Raw genomic sequence first — 25756 nt, 5'->3', positions numbered from 1 at the left:
GTTCCGTCACGGCGACCAGTCGAATAAAAAAAGGTCAGAACGAAATGCGGATATTGCTCAGTAACGATGACGGCATTCATGCGCCAGGCATTCAGACTCTGGCGAAAGCCCTGCGGCAGATTGCTGACGTGCAGGTTGTTGCCCCCGATCGTAACCGAAGCGGTGCCTCGAACTCATTAACGCTGGAAACGCCTCTGCGCACCTTCACCCATGAAAACGGCGATATCGCCGTCCAGATGGGGACGCCGACCGACTGCGTCTATCTGGGGGTGAATGCGCTGATGCAGCCGCGTCCCGACATTGTGGTGTCGGGCATCAATGCCGGCCCCAATCTGGGCGATGATGTGATCTACTCCGGCACGGTGGCGGCAGCGATGGAAGGGCGACATCTTGGCTTACCGGCTATCGCGGTTTCGCTCAATGGCCATCAGCACTACGCCACCGCGGCGGCCGTGACCTGCGCGCTCCTCAGGGCGCTGACGCATGAACCGCTGCGCACCGGCCGCATTCTCAACATCAACGTTCCCGATCTGCCGTTGTCTGAACTCAAAGGCATCCGCGTGACGCGCTGTGGCAGTCGCCATCCGGCGGATCAGGTGATTGCGCAGCAGGATCCGCGTGGCAATACACTCTACTGGATTGGTCCGCCAGGCGAAAAACTGGATGCGGGCCCGGATACGGACTTCGCCGCCGTGGATCAGGGCTACGTCTCTGTCACGGCACTGCATGTCGATTTAACGGCGCACAGCGCGCAGAACGTGCTCAGTGACTGGCTGGCTAAAGCTGAGGTGAACCTGGCATGGTGAATCGGCGTATTGAGACGTTGCTGTCACAACTGCGTCAGCAGGGCATCGATGATGAAAACCTGCTGAAAGCCATCAGCGAGGTGCCGCGCGAACGTTTTATCGACGAAGCGTTCGAGCATAAAGCCTGGGACAATGTTGCCTTGCCCATCGGCTCCGGTCAGACGATATCACAGCCCTACATGGTCGCGCGGATGACCGCGCTGCTCGGACTTAATCCGCATTCGCGTGTGCTGGAGATTGGTACGGGTTCAGGTTATCAGACGGCGATTCTTGCCCATCTGGTGGACCATGTTTATTCAGTGGAACGCATCAAAGGGCTGCAGTGGCAGGCCAAGCGCCGTCTGAAACAGCTGGATCTGCATAATGTCTCAACCCGTCATGGTGATGGCTGGCAGGGCTGGCCTTCACGTGGCCCCTTCGATGCCATCATCGTCACGGCTGCACCGCCTGAAATTCCGATTGCGCTGATAGCACAACTGGCAGAAGGCGGCATCATGGTGCTGCCGGTTGGCGAAGATCAGCAGGTACTGAAGCGCCTGCGTCGTCAGGGCGAAGAGGTGATGGAAGAGACCATCGAACCAGTGCGTTTTGTCCCGCTGGTGCAGGGCGATCTGGCCTGACCCTCTTCGTATTTCTTCACAACTGTTTCATAGCACCACGTACCTGATGTTGTTACTATCCAGTTTATTCATCGAAAACGCAGATTTTATCGCGCCGCGCAGAGTATCCTGCTGGCAGATACAGTGAAACAGATAGATCAGAGTTGCCATCACGGGGGATTAATGAGCACGGGAAGCACACTTTTTCAGTTACGCCGTCTGGCGGCGCTTTCACTGGTAGGTTTTTGGCTGGCAGGCTGTAGCTCCAGCGACAACTCACAGGCACCCATCAGTCGCGTTGGCGACAATGGTGGCATGAACACTAACCAGTCTGGAGCAGACATGAGTTCAGGCGGCGTTCCTGCCACGCCAGCCCAGGGACAAATGTTAAGCAAAAATTCAGCATCTGCCCCCGCTAGTGGTGGAATGATTAGTACCAACAGCAATGTTGAGACGCAGAATGGCCGGATTGTTTACAATCGCAGTTATCAGAACATTCCTAAGGGTAGCTACTCCGGTGAAACTTATACCGTTAAGCGTGGCGACACATTGTTTTACATCGCCTGGATTACCGGCAACGATTTCCGTGATTTAGCCCAGCGCAACAATGTTCCGGCGCCATATGGCCTGAATGTCGGACAAACTTTGCAGATTGGCAATGGGTCGGGTCAGCCGATTACCGGCGGCAATCCCATTACCGTTGCTGATGCAACGCAGGGCGGCGTTCCGGCGGCGCCACAAATTAAATCGCCTGCTGTTGCACAGCAACCTGTTATTACGTATTCTGATGATTCAGGTAATTCGGGTGGCAGCAAAATGTTGCCTTCGAATGGAGCAAATGTTGCAACGACAACAGCTCCAGTCGTTACCGCACCCCCAACGGTTAGCAGTACAACCAACAGTTCAACGCCGGTCGGAAGCTGGCGCTGGCCGACTGACGGGAAGATCATCGATAACTTCTCTGCCGCCGAAGGTGGCAATAAAGGTATCGATATCGCCGGGACGCGCGGACAATCTGTGGTCGCCACTGCTTCAGGACGAGTGGTTTACGCAGGTAACGCACTCCGGGGTTACGGTAATTTAATCATCATTAAACACAACGATGATTACCTGAGCGCCTACGCCCACAACGATACAATGCTGGTCCGGGAACAACAGGAAGTTAAGGCGGGGCAAAAGATCGCTACCATGGGTAGCACCGGAACCAGTTCAGTCAGATTACACTTTGAAATTCGTTACAAGGGGAAATCCGTAAACCCGTTGCGTTATTTACCGCAGCGATAATCCGGCAGAACAAAACAGGTTTATGTTCTGCCCTGGAATCACGGGTAGGAGCCGCTTATGAGCCAGAATACGCTGAAAGTAAACGAGTTACATGAGAACGCGGAATTCGATGAGAACGGAGCTGAAATTTTTGACGAGAAGGCACTCGTTGAAAATGAAGCCAGTGATAGCGACGTAGCGGAAGAAGAGTTGCTATCACAGGGTGCGACGCAACGTGTGTTAGATGCGACGCAGCTCTATCTCGGGGAGATTGGCTATTCTCCGTTGTTAACGGCAGAGGAAGAAGTCTTTTTCGCTCGCCGTGCATTGCGGGGTGATATCCCTTCCCGTCGCCGTATGATCGAAAGTAACTTACGCCTGGTGGTGAAAATCGCTCGTCGTTACAGCAATCGTGGTTTAGCTCTGCTGGACCTGATTGAAGAAGGTAACCTCGGCCTGATTCGCGCCGTAGAGAAATTTGACCCGGAGCGCGGGTTCCGTTTCTCAACGTACGCCACCTGGTGGATTCGTCAGACTATTGAACGGGCGATCATGAACCAAACCCGTACCATCCGTCTGCCGATTCACATTGTGAAAGAACTGAATGTTTATCTGCGTACTGCGCGTGAACTTTCCCACAAGCTCGACCATGAGCCGAGTGCGGAAGAGATCGCAGAGCAGCTTGATAAACCAGTTGATGACGTAAGCCGCATGTTACGTCTCAACGAACGCATTACTTCGGTTGATACGCCATTAGGCGGTGATTCTGAAAAAGCGCTGCTGGATATTCTGGCCGATGAGAAAGACAACGGCCCGGAAGACACCACGCAGGACGATGATATGAAACAAAGCATCGTTAAATGGCTGTTCGAACTGAACGCCAAGCAGCGTGAAGTGCTGGCACGTCGTTTCGGCCTGTTAGGCTATGAAGCGGCAACACTTGAGGATGTGGGTCGTGAAATCGGCTTAACCCGCGAGCGTGTACGCCAGATTCAGGTTGAAGGTTTACGCCGTCTGCGTGAAATCCTGCAGGCGCAGGGCCTCAGCATTGAAGCACTGTTTCGTGAATAATCGTTAACAGTAAATCTGAGTTTGAATGCGAAAAGCGATGGTCAAAACCATCGCTTTTTTTATGTCTGCAGAAAAGTGATTTGCGGGCGAGCGAGCATCGCACCGCGCATTAACGCGGTGCGATGTACGGGATGTAATATCAGACCAGCGATTTAAGACGATAAATCCAGTCGAGTGCCTGACGCGGTGTCAGCGTATCCGGATCCAGCGCCTCAAGCGCCTCCATGGCAGGCGAGGTCTCTTCAACCAGCAGCGGCAGCTGAGAGCCATCGACCGTCGATGACGCGGAGTGGTTTGAAACGGTCTCAAGTTCCTTCAGCTTATTGCGTGCCCGCTTAATCACCTCTTTGGGTACGCCGGCCAGCGCCGCCACCGCCAGACCATAGCTCTTACTTGCCGCACCCTCCTGGACGCTGTGCATAAAGGCGATCGTGTCGCCATGCTCAACGGCATCCAGATGGACGTTGACCACGCCTTCCATTTTTTCCGGCAGTGTTGTCAGCTCGAAATAATGGGTGGCAAACAGCGTCATCGCCTTGATACGGTTCGCCAGGTTTTCGGCGCAGGCCCAGGCGAGCGATAAACCGTCGTAGGTGGATGTTCCGCGTCCAATCTCATCCATCAGCACCAGGCTGTTTTCGGTGGCGTTGTGCAGGATGTTAGCGGTTTCGGTCATCTCAACCATAAAGGTCGAGCGCCCGGAGGCGAGATCGTCAGCGGCACCGACACGGGTAAAGATGCGATCCAGCGGGCCAATCAGCGTCTCATCGGCAGGAACAAAACTGCCAATCCATGCCATCAGCGCAATCAGTGCCGCCTGGCGCATATAGGTACTTTTACCGCCCATATTGGGGCCGGTAATAATCAGCATTCTGCGCTGGGGTGCCAGTGACAGTGGGTTGGCAATAAACGGCTCTTTCAGAACCTGTTCCACCACCGGATGGCGTCCGCCGCTGATTTTAATCCCGGCTTTATCCTGCAATACCGGGCGGCAATAGTTCAGGGACCAGGCACGTTCTGCCAGGTTGCTTAACACATCCAGCTCTGCCAGCGCGGCGGCACTCAGCTGCAGCGCTTCAAGATGCGGCAGCAACTGATCGAACAGCGCCTCATACAGGCTTTTTTCCAGCGACAGCGCTTTACCTTTGGAGGTGAGTACTTTGTCTTCGTACTCTTTCAGCTCCGGAATGATATAGCGTTCAGCATTTTTCAGGGTCTGACGACGCACATAGTGCATCGGTACCTGATGGCTCTGTCCGCGGCTCACCTGAATGTAATAACCATGCACGCCGTTAAAGCCGACCTTCAGGGTATCCAGTCCCAGCTTCTCGCGTTCGCGGATCTCCAGCCGGTCAAGATAGTCGGTTGCGCCATCTGCCAGTGCACGCCACTCATCCAGCTCCGCGTTGTAGCCGGGCGCAATCACTCCGCCGTCGCGGATCAGCACCGGCGGTGACTCAATCACCGCCTGTTCCAGCAGTTCACGTAACGCAGTGAACTCGCCCATCTGCGTGCGCAGCTTCTGCAACTGTGGCGCCTCAACATCGGCCAGCAGCTGGTTAAGTTCCGGCAGTTGCTGAAACGCATGACGCATGCGAGCCAGATCGCGCGGACGTGCGGTGCGCAGGGCCAGGCGAGCCAGGATTCGCTCCAGATCGCCGACCTGACGCAGCACCGGTTGCAGCACGTCGCTGAGATTTTGCAGCTCAGCAATCGACTCCTGACGCTGGTTAATGATGCGCGCATCGCGCAGCGGCATATGCAGCCAGCGTTTCAGCATCCGGCTACCCATCGGGGTGACCGTTTTATCCAGCACCGCCGCTAAGGTGTTGTCGGTGCCGCCTGCCAGGTTCTGGGTGATCTCCAGATTACGGCGGGTGGCCGCATCCATGATGATGCTGTCCTGCTGCCGCTCCATGCTCAGCGAGCGGATGTGGGGCAGCGTGGTGCGCTGGGTATCTTTAACATACTGCAGCAGGCAGCCCGCCGCGCTCAGTCCGAGGTGCGCATTCTCCACGCCGAAGCCATTGAGATCGCGGGTGCCGAACTGCAGGTTCAGCTGCTGGCGCGCGGTATCGATCTCAAACTCCCACAGCGGACGGCGTCGCAGGCCGCGTCGCTGATCGATCAGCGACATCGCCTGAAAATCTTCGGGGTAGAGCAGCTCCGCCGGATTGGTGCGCTGCAGCTCTGCCGCCATGGTTTCAGCATCGGCAGGTTCGCTGAGGCGAAAACGGCCTGAGCTGATATCCAGCGTGGCGTAGCCAAAACCGCGCGGGCTTTGCACGATCGCCGCCAGCAGATTGTCGTGCCGCTCCTGCAACAGCGCCTCATCACTGATGGTGCCCGGGGTAACGATGCGCACCACTTTGCGTTCGACCGGGCCTTTGCTCAGCGCCGGATCGCCTATCTGCTCGCAGATGGCAACGGATTCGCCCAGCTGCACCAGTTTAGCCAGGTAACCTTCAACCGCATGATAGGGCACACCCGCCATCGGGATCGGTTCGCCCGCTGACGCACCGCGCTTGGTGAGTGAAATCTCCAGCAGCTGCGAGGCACGTTTTGCGTCGTCATAAAACAGCTCGTAGAAGTCACCCATACGGTAAAACAGCAGAATGTCAGGATGCTCCGCCTTGAGACGCAGGTACTGCTGCATCATCGGCGTGTGGGAAGGAAAGTCCTTTTCGGTTGGCTCTTGCATAAGGTTTTAGCTCATTTTTAATGCGGTAAATTTCTGGCGGTCAACGCCCATGAAACCGAAAGGGATTCCAGGCGCGCAGGATAATCAGATGATAACGAATAGGGCAGGGCATATGCCAGCATGATGCACAGCCGCGATCCTGACCGGGTGTAACCTGACAGGCATCCTGGCAAATGTGGCGGCGGCTGGCGACAAAAAAGTGCCTGTTCTCATGACGCTGATGCGGGGCTGCGAGGCGGCTCGCGATTTCTGCGGCAGTTTATGGCCGGCAGGACGGCACTGCGCCGCATCGGGAAGGGGGAAAAGTCAGTGCAGCCCGTTCTGCAGCGCCCAGACGGCGGCTTCAAGTCGGGATTTAAGGTTCATCTTCTTCAGCAGATATTTAACGTGAACCTTAACCGTGCTTTCACTGATGGCCAGCTTGCGGGCAATCGCTTTATTGGTCATCCCGTCGCTGATCAGTTGCAGAATATCGCGTTCGCGCCGGGTCAGCTGATTAATGTCGCGCGTCTGAGCAGGCTGCGCTTCACGCAACCGGGCGACCAGAATCGGAGTTAACGCCTCGCTCAGCACGATCTGACCGGCAGCAGCCTGATGCAGCGCTTTCAGTAAGGCTTCCGGTTCCATATCTTTCAGCAGATAACCATCAGCGCCGCGCTTCAGCGCGCTGACCACATCCTCTTCATTATCTGAAACGCTGAACACCACTACCCGGCCAGAAAGGGCTATCTCACGCAGCTGGGTCAGGGTATCCAGTCCGTTCAGACCTGGCATATTAAGATCAAGCAGGATCAGGTCGGGATCATGCTGCTGTGCCAGCGCCAGGCCATCAATGCCATTACCCGCTTCGGCAACCACCTGCAGTCTTTCATCCAGCGCAATCAGCTGCTTCAGGCCATTGCGCAGCATGGGATGGTCGTCGATCAATAAAAGCGTAAATTTCTCTGCCGTCACAATGGCTCCTGTTCCTGTCACATACGCCAGCCCTGAGCGGGCGGAGAGCCTATCTTACCGGTGAAGCGGGGTCGCTATATACCCCCAATGGACTACTCCTTTATTTCCAGTCGGACACCCTTTTACAGAAGGCATTGGCGGCTGTGTTTAAACCCTATGATTTATAAGGGTTATCTGAATTCAGTCAACTACTTAACCGGGGTGAAGAGAGGGCGCCGCGCCTCTGTAACCTGCATTGCCGTTGATTTGTATCAAGCCCGACACCACGGCGGATGCGCAGGATACGCACAATTATTATTCTGCTGATGAGAGATTTATGACCCAATCCACCTCTTTGCAAACCCCGACGCGCGGCGCGTTAATTCAGGACTGGCAACCGGAAAACGATGCGTTCTGGCAGGCGCGTGGTAAACGTATCGCCAGCCGTAACCTGTGGATTTCTGTCTTCTGTCTGCTGCTGGGCTTCTGCGTCTGGATGCTGTTCAGCACCGTTGCGGTTAACCTGAATAAAGTTGGCTTTACCTTCAGCACTGAGCAGCTCTTTTTACTGACCGCACTGCCGTCGGTTTCTGGCGCGTTGCTGCGTGTGCCTTACTCTTTTGTTATTCCCATCTTTGGAGGACGTCGCTGGACCGCCTTCAGCACCGGCATCCTGATCATTCCCTGCCTGTGGCTCGGCTTTGCCGTACAGGACAGCCAGACCTCATTCACCACTTTTATGGTGATTTCCCTGCTGTGCGGTTTTGGTGGCGCTAACTTCGCGTCGAGCATGGGCAATATCAGCTTCTTCTTTCCCAAAGCCCGTCAGGGCGGCGCGCTGGGTATCAACGGCGGCCTCGGTAACCTTGGCGTCAGCGTAATGCAGTTTGTCGCCCCGCTGGCGATCTCCTGTGCCATTTTTGGTTTTGCCGATGTGGGTCAGACCACCGTCACCGGCGACAGCATCTGGCTGGAAAATGCCGCCTGGATCTGGGTGCCGTTCCTGGCGATCGGCACGCTGGCGGCCTGGTTCGGCATGAACGACCTGGCGGCGGCGAAATCCTCGCTGCGTGAGCAGTTGCCGGTGCTGAAACGTCCACACCTGTGGGTTATGGCGCTGCTCTATCTGGCCACCTTTGGCTCATTTATCGGTTTCTCTGCCGGTTTTGCCATGCTGACGAAGACGCAATTTCCTGATGTCGTGATCATGCATTACGCCTTTTTCGGCCCCTTTATTGGCGCGCTGGCCCGTTCAGCAGGCGGCATCATTTCTGACCGCTTCGGCGGTACCCGCGTCACGCTTGTCAACTACGTGCTGATGGCGCTGTTTGCTGCGCTGCTGTTCCTCACCCTGCCGGGTGCCGGACATGATGGCTCGTTCGTTGCCTTCTTCGCCGTGTTTATGGGCCTGTTCCTGACGTCCGGGCTGGGCAGCGGCTCCACCTACCAGATGATTGCGGTGATCTTCCGTAAGCTGACGCTGGAACGTATCAAAGCTGAGGGCGGCGACGATGCGCTGGCACAGCGTGAAGCGGCAACAGAAACCTCTGCTGCGCTCGGCTTTATCTCCGCGATTGGCGCGCTGGGCGGTTTCTTTATTCCGCAGACTTTTGGCCTGTCGCTCGCGATGACCGGTTCACCCGCCGGCGCGATGAAAATCTTCCTGGTCTTTTATCTCTGCTGCATCGCGGTGACCTGGCTGGTTTACGGCCGAAAAGCACGCGCCTGATAACGACAAAGCCGGTGTGGCGCACCGGCACAATTTCACTTTCTGTGTCGGGACAGATGCAGAGTCAGCAATGTCACATTAAGCCTTCAGGAGTATTCCGGATGAGCAAGTTTCTTGATCGGTTTCGCTATTTCAAACAGCTGGCCGAACCCTTTTCAGGCCAGCATGGCCAGACGTTAAACAGCAACCGCGACTGGGAAGATGGCTATCGCAGTCGCTGGCAGCACGATAAAATCGTGCGCTCCACGCACGGCGTTAACTGTACCGGCTCATGCAGCTGGAAAATCTACGTCAAAAATGGACTGGTCACCTGGGAAACCCAGCAGACCGACTATCCGCGTACCCGTCCCGATCTGCCAAACCATGAGCCGCGTGGCTGCCCACGCGGTGCCAGCTACTCGTGGTATCTCTACAGCGCTAACCGCCTGAAATATCCATTGATGCGCAAGAAGCTGATTCAGCTCTGGCGCGACGCGAAAGCGCAGCACAGCGATCCGGTGGATGCCTGGGCATCCATCATCAGCAATCCGGAGAAAGCGAAAAGCTACAAGCAGGCGCGTGGACGCGGTGGCTTTGTCCGCGCCAGCTGGCAGGAAGTTAACGAGATGATCGCTGCCGCGAACATCTGCACCGCGAAGACCTATGGCCCTGACCGCATTATGGGATTCTCGCCGATTCCGGCGATGTCGATGGTCTCTTACGCTGCGGGCGCACGTTACCTGTCACTGATTGGCGGAACCTGTCTGAGCTTCTACGACTGGTACTGCGATCTGCCGCCTGCGTCACCGATGACCTGGGGCGAGCAGACCGACGTGCCGGAATCGGCTGACTGGTACAACTCCTCCTACATCATTGCCTGGGGCTCGAACGTGCCGCAGACCCGCACCCCGGATGCGCACTTCTTCACCGAAGTCCGCTATAAAGGGACGAAAACCGTGGCGATTACCCCGGACTATGCTGAGGTCGCGAAGCTGTGTGACCAGTGGCTGAGTCCGAAGCAGGGCACCGACAGCGCGATGGCGCTGGCGATGGGCCACGTGATGCTGAAAGAGTTTCATCTTGATCGCGAAGTTGGCTATTTCCGCGACTACGTGCGTCGCTACACTGATATGCCGATGCTGGTGCTGCTGGAACCCCGTGAGGGCGGTTTTTACGCCGCAGGCCGTCAGCTGCGCGCCAGCGATCTGGTGGATGGGCTGGGTCAGGAGAATAACCCTGAGTGGAAAACCGTCGCGATCAACGAGGCGACCGGGGAGCTGACCGCACCGCAGGGATCTATCGGTTTCCGCTGGGGCGAAAAAGGCAAATGGAACCTCGAGCAGCGTGATGGGGCGTCACATCAGGAAGTTGAACTGCAGCTCAGCCTGCTCGGCAGCCACGATGAGGTGGTCGAGGTCGGCTTCCCTTACTTCGGTGGCATTACCAGCGAGCATTTCAACAGCGTTGCGCTGGACGAAATCCTGCTGCATAAGCTGCCGGTGAAACGCCTGCAACTGGCCGATGGCAGCGAAGCGCTGGTCACCAGCGTCTACGATCTGACCCTGGCGAACTACGGTCTGGATCGCGGTCTGGATGATGCCAACTGCGCGCAAAACTACGATGAGATCAAAGCGTACAGCCCGGCCTGGGCGGAGCAGATTACGGGTGTCTCCCGTCAGAACATCATCCGCATTGCCCGTGAGTTTGCCGAAAACGCTGAGAAAACCCGTGGCCGTTCAATGATCATCGTCGGTGCCGGTATGAACCACTGGTATCACATGGACATGAACTACCGTGGCCTGATGAACATGCTGATTTTCTGCGGCTGCGTCGGTCAAAGCGGCGGTGGCTGGGCGCACTATGTCGGCCAGGAGAAACTCCGTCCGCAGACCGGCTGGACCCCGCTGGCCTTTGGCCTGGACTGGCAGCGTCCGCCACGCCAGATGAACAGCACCTCCTTCTTCTACAACCACTCCAGTCAGTGGCGCTATGAAACCCTGGCCACCAGCGAATTGCTCTCCCCGCTGGCGGATAAAAGTCGCTACAGCGGCAGCCTGATCGACCTTAACGTCCGTTCCGAACGTATGGGCTGGCTGCCTTCAGCGCCGCAGCTTAACGTCAACCCGCTGCACATCGCGGCGCAGGCGAAAGCCGCCGGTCAGTCGCCGCTGGATTACACCGTGGAAAGCCTGAAGCAGGGCACCATGCGGTTTGCCGCTGAACAGCCGGACGATCCGCAGAACTTCCCGCGTAACCTGTTTGTCTGGCGCTCCAATCTGCTCGGCTCATCCGGTAAAGGGCATGAGTACATGCTGAAGTATCTGCTGGGCACGGAAAACGGCATTCAGGGCAAAGATTTAGGCCAGCAGGGCCGCGTGAAGCCGGAAGAGGTGGAGTGGCTGGATCAGGGTGCCGAAGGCAAACTGGATCTGGTGGTCACACTCGACTTCCGCATGTCGAGCACCTGTCTCTACTCCGATGTCGTGCTGCCAACGGCGACCTGGTATGAAAAAGACGATATGAATACCTCGGATATGCATCCGTTTATTCATCCGCTTTCGGCGGCCGTCGATCCTGCCTGGGACTCAAAAAGTGACTGGGAGATCTACAAAGGCATCGCCAAAGCCTTCTCCGATCTCTGCCCGGGTCATTTAGGCGTTGAAACGGACGTCGTTACTCTGCCGGTGTTGCATGACTCACCCGCGGAACTGGCGCAGCCTTTTGAGGCGAAAGACTGGAAAAAAGGCGAATGCGATCTGATTCCGGGTAAAACCGCGCCACACATTATGGTGGTGGAGCGCGACTATCCGGCGACCTGGGAGCGCTTTACCTCGCTGGGACCGTTGCTGGAGACCCTGGGTAACGGCGGCAAAGGTATCAGCTGGAACACCAGCAAAGAGGTCGATTTCCTCAAGCAACTGAACTACGTCAAAGCGGATGGCCCGGCAGCGGGGCGGCCGAATATCGACACGGCGATCGATGCGGCAGAAGTGATCCTGGCGCTGGCACCGGAAACCAATGGTCAGGTGGCGGTGAAAGCCTGGCAGGCACTTGGCGTGATTACCGGTCGTGACCACACCCACCTGGCGCTCAATAAAGAAGATGAGAAGATTCGCTTCCGCGATATCCAGGCGCAGCCGCGCAAAATTATCTCCAGCCCGACCTGGTCAGGGCTGGAAGATGAACATGTCTCTTACAACGCCTGCTACACCAACGTTCATGAGCTGATCCCGTGGCGAACCCTGAGCGGCCGTCAGCAGCTCTATCAGGATCATGAGTGGATGCGCGCCTTCGGTGAGAGCCTGATGGTCTATCGTCCGCCAATCGATACCCGCGCGGCGAAGCCGTTGCTGAACAGCAAACCCAACGGTAACCCGGAGAAGGCGTTGAACTTCCTGACGCCACACCAGAAGTGGGGCATTCACTCCACCTACAGCGATAACCTGCTGATGCTGACACTGTCGCGCGGCGGACCGATTGTCTGGATGAGTGAAGATGACGCTCGTGAGCTGGGTATCGTGGATAACGACTGGATCGAGGCGTTCAATGCCAACGGTGCGCTGACCGCACGTGCAGTAGTGAGTCAGCGCATCCCGGCGGGTATGACCATGATGTACCACGCGCAGGAACGTATCGTGAATATCCCTGGCTCGGAGATCACCAGCCAGCGCGGCGGGATCCATAACTCGGTGACGCGGACCTGCCCGAAACCGACCCATATGATCGGCGGTTATGCGCAGCTCTCCTGGGGCTTTAACTACTACGGCACCGTCGGCTCGAACCGCGATGAGTTCGTGGTAGTGAGAAAAATGAACAACGTTAACTGGTTAGATGGGGAAGGCAACGATGCCTGCCAGGGCAGCCAGCAGGAGGTAAAACCATGAAAATTCGTTCACAGGTCGGCATGGTGCTGAACCTCGACAAATGTATCGGCTGCCACACCTGCTCGGTGACCTGTAAAAACGTCTGGACCAGCCGCGAGGGCATGGAGTACGCCTGGTTTAACAACGTCGAAAGCAAGCCTGGTGTCGGCTATCCGCACGCCTGGGAAGATCAGCAGAAGTGGAAGGGCGGCTGGATCCGTAAGATCAACGGTAAGCTGGAGCCGCGCATGGGGAGTCGCATCGGTCTGCTGTCGAAGATCTTCGCCAACCCGGATGTGCCCGCGCTGGATGATTACTACGAACCGTTCGATTTTGATTATCAGCATCTGCACAATGCGCCCGCCGGTAAGCATCAGCCGATTGCGCGTCCGCGCTCGCTGATCACCGGTCAGCGGATGAAAAAGATCGAAAACGGCCCGAACTGGGAAGAGATCCTCGGCGGCGAGTTTGCCAAACGTTCGCAGGATAAGAACTTCGATAACATCCAGAAGGAGATTTACGGTCAGTTTGAGCACACCTTCATGATGTACCTGCCGCGCCTGTGTGAGCACTGCCTCAACCCGGCGTGTGTGGCGACCTGCCCAAGCGGCGCGATCTACAAACGCGGCGAAGATGGCATCGTACTGATCGACCAGGATAAATGTCGCGGCTGGCGGATGTGCCTCACCGGCTGTCCGTACAAGAAGATCTACTTCAACTGGAAAAGCGGCAAATCAGAAAAATGCATTTTCTGTTATCCGCGCATTGAAGCGGGCCAGCCCACCGTCTGTTCAGAAACCTGTGTCGGCCGTATCCGCTATCTCGGCGTGTTGCTCTATGACGCTGACCGCATTGAACAGGCGGCCGCAGCGGAAAACGAGAAAGATCTCTATCAGAGCCAGCTGGATATCTTCCTTGATCCCAACGATCCGGCGGTGATTGCGCAGGCGCTGAAAGATGGCGTTGCGCAGAGCGTGATCGATGCAGCACAGCGTTCACCGGTCTATAAAATGGCGATGGAGTGGAAGCTGGCGCTGCCACTTCACCCTGAATACCGCACGCTGCCGATGGTCTGGTATGTGCCACCACTGTCACCGATTCAGTCGGCGGTGGATGGCGGGGCGCTGGCGCACACCGGCGTGCTGCCGGATGTGGAAAGCCTGCGCATTCCGGTTGAGTATCTGGCGAACCTGCTGACCGCAGGCGACACCGCACCGGTGCTGCTGGCACTGAAGCGAATGCTGGCAATGCGTCATTACAAACGCGCAGAAAGCGTGGACGGTGAGCATGATATCCGGGCGCTGGAGCAGGTCGGCCTGACCGAAGCGCAGGCGCAGGAGATGTACCGCTATCTGGCGATCGCGAACTATGAAGATCGCTTTGTGGTGCCTTCCAGCCATCGCGAACTGGCACGTGAAGCCTTCCCGGAAAGCAAAGGCTGCGGCTTTAGCTTTGGCGATGGCTGTCACGGCAGCGACAGCAAATTCAACCTGTTCAACAGCCGCCGTATTGATGCCATCGACGTCAGTAAGAAAACCATTCGTCCGGAGGATGCCTCATGATGACGTTACGGATTCTTTCGCGGCTGCTGGACTACCCGGACGAGGCGCTGTTTACCCACTCTTCCGACCTGATCGCGGCGCTGGATGACGCCACTGAACTCAACCTGCAGCAGAGCGCACGGCTGGTGCGGTTTATCAATCAGCTCTGTGCCCGGCCACTGCTCGACGTGCAGGCTGACTACTGCGAACTGTTTGATCGTGGCCGCGCCACCTCGCTGCTGCTGTTTGAACACGTGCACGGTGAGTCACGCGATCGCGGTCAGGCGATGGTTGATCTGCTGGAACAGTATCGTGCCGATGGTCTGGAGCTGGACAGCAAAGAGCTGCCCGATTTCCTGCCGCTCTACCTGGAGTATCTCGCCTGTAAAAGCGATGAGGCCGCGCGTCAGGGACTGGACGACATCGTGCCTATCCTGGCCTTGCTGGCGGCGCGGCTTGAAGAGCGTCAGAGCCCCTACGCCGATCTCTTCACAGTGTTACTGACGCTGTCCGGTAGCGCGGTTGATCCTGCGGCCCTCAAGCCACAGGTGGCGCAGGAAGCGCGCGACGATACGCCGGCAGCACTGGATGCTGTCTGGGAAGAGGAGCAGATTAAATTTCTCGGCGAACAGGGCTGCGCCTCGGCGCAGCAGGCGATGCATCAGCGTCGCTTCGCCGATGCGGTCGCGCCGCAGTATCTGGACATCGCCGCGGCGACGGCGCGTACCACAGGAGAATCAGCATGAATTTTATTAACACTTTCTTCTTCGATATTTACCCCTATCTCGCCGGAACGGTCTTCCTGGTGGGAAGCTGGCTGCGCTATGACTACGGGCAGTACAGCTGGCGTGCCGGTTCCAGTCAGATGCTGGACAAAAAAGGGATGCGTCTCGCCTCCAACCTGTTTCACATCGGCATCATCGGTATTTTCTTCGGTCATATCGTCGGGATGCTGACGCCGCACTGGATGTATGAATCCTTCCTGCCGATCGACGTGAAGCAGAAACTGGCGATGATTGCCGGTGGCCTGTTCGGGGCGATGACACTGGTGGGCGGTGGACTGCTGCTGAAGCGCCGTCTGACCAATCCACGGGTGCGGGCGACCAGTAGCGTCGGTGATATTCTGATCATGACCCTGCTGGTGGCTCAGGCGACGCTGGGCCTGCTGACCATTCCCTTCTCCGCCCAGCATATGGACGGCAGTGAAATGATGAAGCTGGTGGGCTGGGCGCAGGCGGTGGTGACCTTCCACGGTGGCGCTTCGCAGCATCTCGACGGCGTGGCGTTTATCTACCGCGTGCACATGGTGCTGGGAATGACGCTGTTCCTGCTGTTCCCGTTCTGCCGGCTGGTGCACATCTGGAGCGCGCCGGTTGAGTATCTGACCCGTCGCTATCAGCTGGTGAGAAACCGCCGCTAAGCGCATGATGGCTGCGGGGCAGAGAGAGCCCCGCAGCCATTTTAGCCCACGGCTGCCTTGACGTTTTTTTAAGATTTTGCCCTGTATGTCATTGCGCTGAACGTCTACTATTACCGCATCTGAAATTACCCCTCGTTTATGGATAACCGATGCGCCTCAAGTTAGCCTTCCTTGCGTTCATCCCGCTTCTGGCCTCCTGCAGCAGCAAACCTGAAGTCCCGTCCCAGCAGAAGATGCTGGCTGCGCCACAGGGCGGTTTTTTACTGCAGCCGTCGCACAGCGGACAGGCGATGTTTGGCGACTTTGCCGGTAACCCGGCAGCAGAGCAATTTATCGATAAGATGGTGGAGAAGCATGACTTTGACCGTCAGCAACTGCACAACATCATCGGTCAGGCCAAACGACTGGATTATGTGCTGCGACTGATGGATCGTCAGGCACCAAGCTATACGCCAGCGCCAGGACCTAATGGCGCCTGGATCCGCTATCGCAACAAGTTCATTACGCCCGATAACGTGCAAAATGGGGTGGCGTTCTGGAATCAGTATCAGGATGCCCTGCAACGCGCGCAGCAGGTTTATGGCGTGCCGCCAGAAATTATTGTGGGCATCATTGGCGTAGAAACCCGCTGGGGTCGCGTGATGGGGAAAACGCGGATTCTGGATGCGCTTGCGACCTTATCCTTTAACTATCCGCGCCGCGCAGAGTACTTCAGCAGCGAGCTGGAAACCTTTCTGTTGATGTCGCGCAAAGAGCAGGATGACCCGCTGGCGCTGAAAGGCTCCTTTGCCGGGGCGATGGGCTATGGTCAGTTTATGCCCTCCTCTTACAATGATTATGCGGTTGATTTCAACGGCGACGGTCATGCAAACCTGTGGGATCCGGTGGATGCTATCGGCAGCGTGGCGCACTATTTCCAGAAGCATGGCTGGCGCAGCGGCGAAAACGTGGCTGTTCCGGCCAGCGGTCAGGCACCGATGCTGGAAGATGGCTTCAAAACCCGTTACAGCGTGAGCATGCTGGCGGCGTCAGGATTGTCCCCACAGGGCTCGCTGAACGGTAACGATCAGGTCAGTCTGCTACGCCTGGATTTGGGCACCAGCTACCAGTACTGGTACGGCTTACCCAATTTCTATGTCATTACCCGCTACAACCACAGTACCCATTATGCGATGGCGGTGTGGCAGCTGGGTGAGGCGGTGAGCAAGGCGCGCCAGGGCGGCCTGTTATAAAGGCTATCCTTGTTAACTGTAAGGTTATATGATGACGCCCTTTTTCAGGCCACACAGCCACTGATATTTCTGGAGTCATTATGTCTTTACCTGCCTGCCCGGCTTGTCACGCCGATTACACCTGGCAAGATGGCGATAACCTTAACTGCCCCTCCTGCGGTCACATCTGGACCGAGGGAGAAGGTGACAGCAGCAACGCATCACTGGAAGTGCGTGATGCCAACGGCAATCTGCTGGCAGATGGCGACAGCGTCACGGTGATCAAAGATCTCAAGGTGAAGGGCAGTTCTTCATCGCTGAAGATCGGCACTAAAGTGAAAAGCATTCGTCTGGTTGAAGGGGACCACAACATCGATTGTAAAATCGACGGTTTTGGCCCGATGAAATTAAAATCTGAGTTTGTGAAAAAGAACTGAGATCAGGGGCGCAGGGATGCGCCCGCTTTCCTGCTTAGCTGAACAGCTTATCAATTGCGGCACACTGTTCCGCATTCAGCGTGCCACCGTAGTTTCGTGAGCCGCTGCTCATCGAGTCATAGCGCCGTGCCACGGCCGTTTTAATTGTCGTTACGAAATCATCTCCAATACTGTAAATCGCCATCAGACGGCCGATCTGCTGCTGCAGGCGCGTCAGCTCCGGCAGATTGCCACTTCGCCATGCCGTCATCATCTGCGCAAAGTACTCCGGTACAATATTATTCAGTCCTGAAATTATACCGGCACCGCCCGCCAGCAGGTTCGGGAGCAGGTACTCGTCATACCCCGACAGTACGGCGAAATCGCTACGCACCTTGCGGGTCTCTTCAATCATCATCCGGTTATGCGACAGGCAATCCACCGTATCTTTAATGCCGGCGAAGTTGGGCAGCTTTGCCGCCAGGGCGGCAATCAGCGCGGGCGTCAGATCGCAGCCGGTGCGGGCCGGAAAGTTGTAGGCAAACCATTTACCACCCAGCTGGGCGTCCAGTGCTTCGAAGTAGTGCATCAGCTGGTTTTGCGTCTGGCCATAATAGTAGGGTGGCAGCACCATCACCGCGTCAAAATCATTTTTCCAGGCGGCTTCAGCCAGCTCCAGCATGTCAGGAATGCAGGTTGCCGAGACGTTCGCGACCATCTTCAGCGATGACAAGGGTCTGGCTTCCTGAATCAGTTGTAAGCGTTCCTGCTGCGTCAGTGAGGCGAACTCGCCAATGCTGCCCATCACCAGTAAGGTATCGATACCGGAGTCATTGAGGCGGGAGAAATGTCGCCCGAGCGCATCAATATCGACCGCACCCTGCGCATTAAACGGGGTGACTGAAGGGCACCAGACACCGGCAAAGGGCGATTTTTCACTCATAAATGACTCCTGAATCGGATGTTAAAAAAATGAAACAGCGTTTTAACTTAATGACTCCGGCCGGTCTCTGCCAGCGCATGATTCAAAAGTGAGCAACGGGTCGCACTTTTTCCTCTTTCATCCGTCTCAGTAAGCGGATGCATCTGATAACTGAGCGAGAGGTCATGATGAAAGAGTGGGATCCTGTGCTGTACCGTAAGTTTGAAGCAGAACGAACCCGTCCAGCCCGCGAACTTCTGGCGCGCCTCAGCCTGGAACAGGTTGAGCAGGTGACCGATCTGGGATGCGGGCCCGGTAACAGCACCGAGCTGCTCGCCGATGCCTGGCCACTGGCGCAGATTACCGGGCTGGACAGTTCCGCCACGATGTTAACTCAGGCCGCTGAACGCCTGCCGCACTGTCGTTTTATCCAGGCGGACATCCGCAACTGGCAGGCCGATGTGCCGCAGCAGGTGGTCTACGCCAATGCGTCTCTGCAATGGCTGGATAATCACGCAACGCTGTTTCCCCATCTGGTCAGCCAGCTGGCGCCCGGTGGCGTGTTAGCGATCCAGATGCCTGATAACCTCAATGAGCCGTCGCACCGGCTGATGCGCGAGGTGGCGGCAACAGATCGCTGGCGTTCACGCATCAATGCCGATGCCGCTGAACGTACACAGCTGCTTTCCACGGGCGAGTATTACGATCTGCTGACGCAGGCCGGCTGTGAGGTGGATATCTGGCGTACCACCTATTATCACGTGATGGCCGATGCGCAGGCGATTATCAGCTGGCTGCAGGCGACCGGTTTACGGCCTTTCCTGGCAACGCTGGATGAGACCGAACAGACGGCGTTTCTGACCGATTATCATCAGCGTTTGCTCGCGGCTTATCCGGCTCAGGCCGATGGTCAGGTGTTGCTCGCCTTCCCGCGTCTTTTTATGGTTGCGGTGAAAAACCGGTAAGCGCAGTGGAAAGCTGGCCGCAAAAACAGCGTAATAATGGTGAGTGACCTTGAAAAAGCGGTTTTTCTGCACCACCTTCAACCCACAGCCAAAGGGAGAATCGCAATGGATGATCAGCAATTGCAGGCGCTTAGTGCGCAGATAGGTGAGAAGCTGAAGCAGCGCAATGCCACCGTAACCTGTGCGGAATCCTGCACGGGGGGATGGATTGCCAAAGTCTTTACCGATATCAGCGGCAGCTCCGCCTGGTTCGAACGCGGTTTTGTGACCTACAGTAACCAGGCCAAACAGCAGATGGTCAGTGTTCAGGCTGCTTCGCTGTTGCAGTATGGTGCGGTAAGTGATGTGGTGGTGCGGGAGATGGCGCTGGGTGCCCGCAGGGCGGCCCATGCTGACTACGCGGTCTCCGTCAGCGGTATTGCCGGTCCGGATGGCGGCAGTGAAGAAAAACCGGTGGGCACGGTGTGGTTTGGCTTTGCCGGGCCGCAGGATAACGTATTGACTTTTCAGCAGCATTTTAGCGGCGATCGTGATGCCGTACGCCGCCAGTCGGTGGCATGGGCCCTGCAGAAACTGTATGGCGAATTTCTGACAAATTAAACTTGATACTGTATGACTATACAGTATAATTGTCGGCAACAGAAAGAGTACAGGCACCCTGAGTGCGTGTTTACCCGGCTTGATTAGGAGTTGAAATGGCGATTGATGAAAACAAACAGAAGGCTTTAGCTGCCGCGCTTGGCCAGATTGAGAAGCAATTTGGTAAAGGCTCCATCATGCGCTTGGGTGAAGACCGCTCAATGGATGTGGAAACTATCTCTACCGGCTCGCTGTCGCTGGATATCGCATTAGGCGCAGGCGGTCTGCCAATGGGCCGTATCGTTGAGATCTATGGACCTGAGTCTTCAGGTAAAACCACGCTGACTTTGCAGGTTATCGCATCTGCACAGCGTAAAGGTAAAACCTGTGCCTTTATCGATGCAGAACATGCGCTTGATCCGGTTTACGCCAAGAAACTCGGCGTAGACATTGATAACCTGCTCTGCTCTCAGCCAGACACTGGTGAGCAGGCGCTGGAAATCTGTGATGCGCTGGCGCGCTCTGGTGCCGTTGACGTGATCATCGTCGACTCCGTCGCGGCGCTGACGCCTAAAGCGGAAATCGAAGGTGAAATCGGTGACTCACACATGGGCCTCGCGGCACGTATGATGAGCCAGGCGATGCGTAAACTGGCCGGTAACCTGAAGCAGTCCAATACCCTGCTGATTTTCATCAACCAGATCCGTATGAAAATTGGTGTGATGTTTGGTAACCCGGAAACCACCACTGGTGGTAACGCGCTGAAGTTCTACGCCTCTGTCCGTCTTGATATCCGCCGTATCGGTGCAATCAAAGAGGGCGATAACGTGGTCGGCAGTGAGACCCGCGTTAAAGTGGTGAAAAACAAAATCGCCGCGCCATTCAAACAGGCTGAGTTCCAGATCATGTACGGCGAAGGTATCAATACCTTTGGTGAGCTGGTCGACCTGGGCGTGAAGCACAAGCTGATTGAAAAAGCGGGTGCATGGTACAGCTACAATGGCGACAAGATTGGTCAGGGTAAATCGAATGCCGGCAACTTCCTGAAAGAGAATGCTGCTGTGGCAAACGAGATTGATCTGAAGTTACGTGAGATGTTGCTCAACGGCGCGGATGAAAAACTCGCAGCAGCCGACAAGGCTGCTGAGAAAGAAGACGCGGCTGAAGCGAACGAAGACTTCTAATCTCTGATGCGGGAGGGGCGAAAGCCTCTCCCGTAGTTTTATCCCCCTCTATTGCCTTTCTTGCCTTCCCTCTGTCCTGTTCTGTCGCCATAATCTCCCTCTGTTTGTACAAGGTGCGCAGTATGACTGAACCCTCTCAGCCCCAACCTAATGTCGTCTCTTACTCTCGTCTGCTTGACCGTGCGATGCGTATTCTGGGTCAGCGCGATCACAGCCGTGCAGAGTTAGCGCGTAAACTGCAACAATCAGCGCAGCGTGCTGCGTGGGCGCAGAAAAAAGAGCCCGAAATTGTTACCGAAGCGTTGCTGGAACAGGTTCTTAACTGGTGTCAGGAAAGCGGCTGGTTAAACGACGAGCGTTTCACCGAACGATTTATTCAGAGCCGGAGCCGTAAAGGCTTTGGATCGCAGCGCGTGCGCCTTGAACTGGGCCAGAAAGGCATCGACCGTGAAGCCATTGATCTTGCAATGGAAGAGACAGAGGTAGACTGGGCGGCGTGCGCGGCTCAGCTGGCTGAACGAAAATTCGGACACCCGCTGCCCACAGAGTGGAAAGAGAAAGCGAAAGTACTACGCTATCTGCAGTCAAAGGGTTTTATGAGCGAAGATATCCAGTCCATTTTCAGAAATTTTGATGACTAAAAGCCGATGTAATTTTACTTCCCACTGAAGAAAATTTATCTTATTCCCACTTTTTGTTCCGCTAATCAGGCACCACCAGAATGTGGTCGCGCCGATCAGAGGGAACGTTCGTTAGCGTGATTCCAGGATATATATGAGCAAGAGCACTGCTGAGATCCGTCAAGCGTTTCTCGACTTTTTTCATAGCAAGGGACATGAGGTTGTAACCAGCAGCTCCCTCGTACCGAATAACGATCCAACGTTGTTGTTTACTAACGCCGGGATGAACCAGTTTAAAGATGTGTTCCTCGGTCAGGACAAACGTGACTACACACGTGCGACCACGTCACAGCGCTGCGTACGCGCAGGCGGCAAACACAACGATCTTGAAAACGTCGGTTACACCGCACGTCACCACACCTTCTTTGAAATGCTGGGTAACTTCAGCTTTGGTGACTATTTTAAGAGAGAGGCGATTGGTTTTGCCTGGGAACTGCTGACGAGCGAGCAGTGGTTCAGCCTGCCAAAAGAGCGTCTGTGGGTGACGATCTATGAAACCGACGATGAAGCCTTTGATATCTGGGCGAACGAAATCGGTGTGCCACGTGAACGCATTATTCGCATTGGCGACAACAAGGGCAGCGCGTATGCGTCAGATAACTTCTGGCAGATGGGCGATACCGGTCCTTGTGGTCCGTGCAGCGAGATTTTCTACGATCATGGCGATCACATCTGGGGTGGCCCGCCGGGCAGCCCGGAAGAAGATGGTGACCGTTACATTGAGATCTGGAACATCGTCTTTATGCAGTTCAACCGTCAGGCTGATGGCACCATGCTGCCGCTGCCAAAACCGTCGGTTGATACCGGAATGGGCCTTGAGCGTATTTCTGCCGTTCTGCAACACGTCAACTCCAACTATGAAATCGACCTGTTCCAGAAACTGATTCAGGCCGTGGCGCAGGTTACCGGTGCCACTGACCTCAGTAACAAATCGCTGCGTGTCATTGCCGACCACATTCGCTCCTGTGCTTTCCTGATTGCCGATGGCGTCATCCCGTCTAATGAGAACCGTGGCTACGTGCTGCGTCGTATCATTCGTCGTGCCGTGCGTCATGGCAACATGCTGGGCGCTAAAGAGGCCTTCTTCTATAAGCTGGTTGCGCCACTGGTTGAGGTCATGGGTGCCGCAGGCGAAGAGTTACAGCGCCAGCAGGCTCAGGTTGAGCAGGTGCTGAAAAGCGAAGAAGATCAGTTTGCCAGAACCCTGGAGCGCGGACTGGCGCTGCTGGACGAAGAGCTGGAAAAACTGCAGGGCGACACGCTGGATGGCGAAATCGTCTTCCGTCTCTACGATACCTTTGGTTTCCCGGCAGATTTAACGGCTGACGTCTGTCGCGAACGCAATCTGAAGATCGACGAAGCTGGCTTTGAGCGGGCGATGGAGCAGCAGCGTCAGCGCGCACGTGAAGCGAGTGGCTTCGGCGCTGACTACAGCAACGTTATTCGTATTGATGCCGCCTCATCCTTCAAAGGCTACGACCAGCTCGATTTAGCTGCCACGGTGAAAGCGCTCTATGTTGCAGGCGAGGCGGTTGATGAAGTGACCGCGGGTCAGGATGCTGTGGTCGTGCTGGATGAAACGCCATTCTATGGCGAATCGGGTGGCCAGGTAGGCGATACCGGTCTGCTGAAAGGGAAGAATGCTGAATTTAGCGTCCAGGATACACAAAAATATGGTCAGGCAATCGGTCATGTCGGTAAGCTGACCGCAGGGCAGTTGCGTATCGGTGATCGCCTTGAGGCACAGGTTGATGCGGCACGCCGTGCGCGCATCCGTCTTAACCACTCTGCTACTCACTTACTGCATGCCGCCTTGCGTCAGGTTTTAGGTGAGCATGTGGCGCAGAAAGGCTCGCTGGTTAACGACAAGTACCTGCGTTTCGATTTCTCGCATTTCGAAGCGATGAAACCTCAGGAGATTCGTCAGGTCGAAGATATCGTCAATGCGCAAATTCGTCGCAACCTGCCGGTTGAAACCGAAGTGATGGATCTGGATGCGGCGAAGTCTAAAGGGGCAATGGCACTGTTTGGCGAGAAATATGATCAGCGCGTGCGCGTTCTGACCATGGGTGATTTCTCTGTTGAGCTGTGTGGTGGTACCCATGCTGCGCGCACGGGTGACATCGGGCTGTTCCGTATTCAGGCGGAGTCAGGTACCGCAGCCGGTATTCGTCGTATCGAAGCGATTACGGGTGAAGGCGCGCTGGCGCAGGTCAATGCGCAGAGCAGCCAGCTGCAGGATCTTGCGCAGCTGGTAAAAGCGAACAGCAGCAACCTGAATGAGAAAGTGCGTGGTCTGGTCGATCATGTACGGGCTCTGGAGAAAGAGTTGCAGCAACTGCGCGATCAGCAAGCCGCGCAGGAGAGCGCTTCACTGAGCAGCAATGCTATCGACATTAAGGGAGTGAAACTGCTGGTCAGTGAGCTCAACAATGTTGAACCTAAAATGTTGCGTACCATGGTTGATGATCTTAAGAATCAGCTGGGTTCGGCGATTATTGTGCTGGCAACGGTTACTGAAGGTAAGGTGTCGCTGATTGCGGGTGTGACCAAAGATCTGACTGACCGTGTTAAAGCGGGTGAGTTGATTGCCGGTCTGGCTCAGCAGGTTGGCGGGAAGGGCGGTGGCCGTCCTGATATGGCACAAGCTGGTGGTAACGATGCGGGTGCTCTGAAAGGCGCATTAGCAGGGGTTGAGGACTGGGTCAGCAGCCGTCTGTAAGTGAATTAAAACAAGGCATCGTAAAAAGCGTCAGAACGGTTGTTCCGGCGCTTTTTAATACGATGCTAAAGCAGCAAATGACAAAGTCAGGTTGATGTAGTGTATTTCGGCTAAACTAACTATCAGCAGAATGTATTGGCGCATCGATGTGCATTGGTGTATTTCTCATACACATTGTGCAGCGTTAAATGATGGATAATGCCGGGAGCCTGTACAAGCCCGACTCTTTTAATCTTTCAAGGAGCAAAGAATGCTTATTCTAACTCGTCGAGTTGGTGAAACCCTCATGATCGGTGATGAGGTAACTGTAACGGTGCTGGGTGTTAAGGGTAACCAGGTTCGTATCGGTGTTAACGCGCCGAAAGAAGTGTCTGTGCATCGCGAAGAGATCTATCAACGCATCCAGGCTGAAAAAACGCAACAAACCAGCGTTTAACGGATTCAGCGTCTCGCACCTGTGCGAGGCGCTACCGCTTTCTGTAAAAATCCTGCCTTTTCTTTCTACCTGTTCCTCCTCTGTTTTGTTAACGCCATCATCTTTCATTGTTGATAATTCACTCTTTTTGTCGCCATTTTGTCCCAATTGTGTGTGATTTGCTCAATCAAACAAAGTTTCGGAAAAATTGTTTGACTTAAAAGTCCGGGAAAGTAATATGTGCGCCACGCAGTGCCGATGAGCAGAAACAACGTTCAGACGCACAGTTCGAAAGAAAGCGTAAGGTGAGGTGGCCGAGAGGCTGAAGGCGCTCCCCTGCTAAGGGAGTATACGGTCAAAAGCTGTATCGAGGGTTCGAATCCCTCCCTCACCGCCATTTTCGATGCATCCATAGCTCAGCTGGATAGAGTACTCGGCTACGAACCGAGCGGTCGGAGGTTCGAATCCTCCTGGATGCACCATATTCTTCCCGAATATGGACAGTGCCTCAGTGTGTCATGACGTGATTATCGTTCAGGCCGCACTAAGGAGGATAACGTTGCATCAGCAACGGCCCATAGGGCGAAGCGCAAGCTGAGTAATCCTCCTGGATGCACCATTCTTTGTAACATCCTCAGGTTGGTTTCTGTAAGTCCATAAAAAGTTGTACCTCAAAAGATAGACCCCAAAAGACAGACCCCAATGCATCCATAGCTCAGCTGGATAGAGTACTCGGCTACGAACCGAGCGGTCGGAG

20 protein-coding genes and 3 tRNA genes (1 of these 23 running past the window's edge) are annotated in these 25756 nt (G+C 55.7%); 20 read left to right on the top strand and 3 right to left on the bottom strand.

Annotation, left to right across the window (positions count from 1 at the left end):
* Nucleotides 1-44 precede the first annotated feature (44 nt).
* From surE to rpoS, 4 genes are all read left to right on the top strand, one after another.
* Nucleotides 45-806 carry a 5'/3'-nucleotidase SurE gene (surE, locus tag ACK13D_RS20195; RefSeq protein WP_003849099.1) on the top strand — a complete coding sequence of 254 codons (762 nt, stop codon included), beginning with the start codon at nt 45-47 and terminating at the stop codon, nt 804-806.
* Entirely contained in the window at nt 800-1426 is a 627-nt protein-coding gene (locus ACK13D_RS20190; protein ID WP_010248537.1) for a protein-L-isoaspartate(D-aspartate) O-methyltransferase, read from the top strand. Before surE ends, ACK13D_RS20190 begins: the two co-directional genes overlap by 7 nt.
* Before the next feature lie 162 nt (nt 1427-1588).
* Nucleotides 1589-2689 carry a murein hydrolase activator NlpD gene (gene nlpD, locus ACK13D_RS20185; protein ID WP_010248535.1) on the top strand — a complete coding sequence of 367 codons (1101 nt, stop codon included), beginning with the start codon at nt 1589-1591 and terminating at the stop codon, nt 2687-2689.
* A gap of 57 nt (nt 2690-2746) precedes the next feature.
* The gene (gene rpoS, locus ACK13D_RS20180) at nt 2747-3739 is read left to right on the top strand and encodes an RNA polymerase sigma factor RpoS (protein ID WP_003849090.1); all 993 of its coding nucleotides are present in this window, start codon (nt 2747-2749) and stop codon (nt 3737-3739) included.
* 139 nt (nt 3740-3878) lie between these two features.
* On the opposite strand, the gene mutS is transcribed toward rpoS, so the two are convergent.
* Together mutS and narL are read right to left on the bottom strand one after the other, a co-directional pair.
* On the bottom strand, nt 3879-6440 hold the full coding sequence (gene mutS / locus ACK13D_RS20175; RefSeq protein ID WP_010248533.1) for a DNA mismatch repair protein MutS: 2562 nt from the start codon (nt 6438-6440) through the stop codon (nt 3879-3881).
* Between the two features lie 306 nt (nt 6441-6746).
* Nucleotides 6747-7394, bottom strand: coding sequence for a two-component system response regulator NarL (gene narL, locus ACK13D_RS20170; RefSeq protein WP_010248531.1), 648 nt, complete (start codon nt 7392-7394; stop codon nt 6747-6749).
* Nucleotides 7395-7710: 316 nt separating this feature from the next.
* On the opposite strand from narL, the gene ACK13D_RS20165 reads away from it, so the two are divergent.
* The 7 genes from ACK13D_RS20165 to ACK13D_RS20135 all read left to right on the top strand — a co-directional run bounded on the left by ACK13D_RS20165 (nt 7711) and on the right by ACK13D_RS20135 (nt 17553).
* Entirely contained in the window at nt 7711-9102 is a 1392-nt protein-coding gene (locus ACK13D_RS20165) for a NarK family nitrate/nitrite MFS transporter (protein ID WP_010248529.1), read from the top strand.
* 101 nt (nt 9103-9203) lie between these two features.
* Nucleotides 9204-12965, top strand: a complete 3762-nt coding sequence (locus tag ACK13D_RS20160) for a nitrate reductase subunit alpha (RefSeq protein ID WP_187512326.1) — start codon at nt 9204-9206, stop codon at nt 12963-12965.
* Nucleotides 12962-14506: a nitrate reductase subunit beta gene (narH, locus tag ACK13D_RS20155; protein WP_010248525.1), complete on the top strand. Its 1545-nt coding sequence runs from the start codon at nt 12962-12964 to the stop codon at nt 14504-14506. The genes ACK13D_RS20160 and narH overlap by 4 nt, the downstream gene beginning before the upstream one ends.
* On the top strand, nt 14503-15231 hold the full coding sequence (gene narJ, locus ACK13D_RS20150) for a nitrate reductase molybdenum cofactor assembly chaperone (RefSeq protein ID WP_033772484.1): 729 nt from the start codon (nt 14503-14505) through the stop codon (nt 15229-15231). Before narH ends, narJ begins: the two co-directional genes overlap by 4 nt.
* Nucleotides 15228-15905 (top strand): respiratory nitrate reductase subunit gamma, encoded by a 678-nt coding sequence (gene narI / locus ACK13D_RS20145; RefSeq protein WP_022623789.1) that lies wholly within the window; start codon nt 15228-15230, stop codon nt 15903-15905. The genes narJ and narI overlap by 4 nt, the downstream gene beginning before the upstream one ends.
* 149 nt (nt 15906-16054) lie before the next feature.
* Nucleotides 16055-17137, top strand: coding sequence for a lytic murein transglycosylase B (gene mltB / locus ACK13D_RS20140; RefSeq protein WP_010248519.1), 1083 nt, complete (start codon nt 16055-16057; stop codon nt 17135-17137).
* An 80-nt stretch (nt 17138-17217) separates the two neighbouring features.
* Entirely contained in the window at nt 17218-17553 is a 336-nt protein-coding gene (locus ACK13D_RS20135; RefSeq protein ID WP_033770017.1) for a zinc ribbon domain-containing protein YjdM, read from the top strand.
* Nucleotides 17554-17587: 34 nt separating this feature from the next.
* On the opposite strand, the gene ACK13D_RS20130 is transcribed toward ACK13D_RS20135, so the two are convergent.
* A complete protein-coding gene (locus tag ACK13D_RS20130) occupies nt 17588-18475 on the bottom strand; it encodes a dihydrodipicolinate synthase family protein (RefSeq protein WP_418797002.1) in 888 nt (295 codons plus the stop codon).
* A 167-nt stretch (nt 18476-18642) separates the two neighbouring features.
* Here ACK13D_RS20130 and tam point away from each other — a divergent pair, with 167 nt between their 5' ends.
* The 9 genes from tam to ACK13D_RS20085 all read left to right on the top strand — a co-directional run.
* Nucleotides 18643-19419 carry a trans-aconitate 2-methyltransferase gene (gene tam, locus ACK13D_RS20125; protein ID WP_033770048.1) on the top strand — a complete coding sequence of 259 codons (777 nt, stop codon included), beginning with the start codon at nt 18643-18645 and terminating at the stop codon, nt 19417-19419.
* Between the two features lie 105 nt (nt 19420-19524).
* Nucleotides 19525-20019, top strand: coding sequence for a nicotinamide-nucleotide amidase (pncC, locus tag ACK13D_RS20120; RefSeq protein ID WP_033780769.1), 495 nt, complete (start codon nt 19525-19527; stop codon nt 20017-20019).
* A 95-nt stretch (nt 20020-20114) separates the two neighbouring features.
* Nucleotides 20115-21182 carry a recombinase RecA gene (gene recA / locus ACK13D_RS20115; RefSeq protein ID WP_010248510.1) on the top strand — a complete coding sequence of 356 codons (1068 nt, stop codon included), beginning with the start codon at nt 20115-20117 and terminating at the stop codon, nt 21180-21182.
* A gap of 122 nt (nt 21183-21304) precedes the next feature.
* Complete coding sequence (locus ACK13D_RS20110; RefSeq protein ID WP_010248508.1) at nt 21305-21823, top strand: regulatory protein RecX; 519 nt, start codon at nt 21305-21307, stop codon at nt 21821-21823.
* Nucleotides 21824-21956: 133 nt separating this feature from the next.
* Nucleotides 21957-24584 carry an alanine--tRNA ligase gene (gene alaS / locus ACK13D_RS20105; RefSeq protein ID WP_010672120.1) on the top strand — a complete coding sequence of 876 codons (2628 nt, stop codon included), beginning with the start codon at nt 21957-21959 and terminating at the stop codon, nt 24582-24584.
* A gap of 250 nt (nt 24585-24834) precedes the next feature.
* Nucleotides 24835-25020, top strand: a complete 186-nt coding sequence (csrA, locus tag ACK13D_RS20100; RefSeq protein WP_008927091.1) for a carbon storage regulator CsrA — start codon at nt 24835-24837, stop codon at nt 25018-25020.
* Nucleotides 25021-25303: 283 nt separating this feature from the next.
* Nucleotides 25304-25396: transfer RNA gene (locus ACK13D_RS20095), tRNA-Ser, on the top strand.
* Between the two features lie 8 nt (nt 25397-25404).
* A tRNA-Arg gene (locus ACK13D_RS20090) sits at nt 25405-25481 on the top strand.
* A 222-nt stretch (nt 25482-25703) separates the two neighbouring features.
* Nucleotides 25704-25756: transfer RNA gene (locus tag ACK13D_RS20085), tRNA-Arg, on the top strand (it continues 124 nt past the right edge of the window).

Origin of the sequence: Pantoea sp. K16 (assembly GCF_048452805.1) — a bacterium.
Lineage (GTDB): Bacteria > Pseudomonadota > Gammaproteobacteria > Enterobacterales > Enterobacteriaceae > Pantoea > Pantoea agglomerans.
This window is presented reverse-complemented; position numbering and strand designations above follow the sequence as displayed.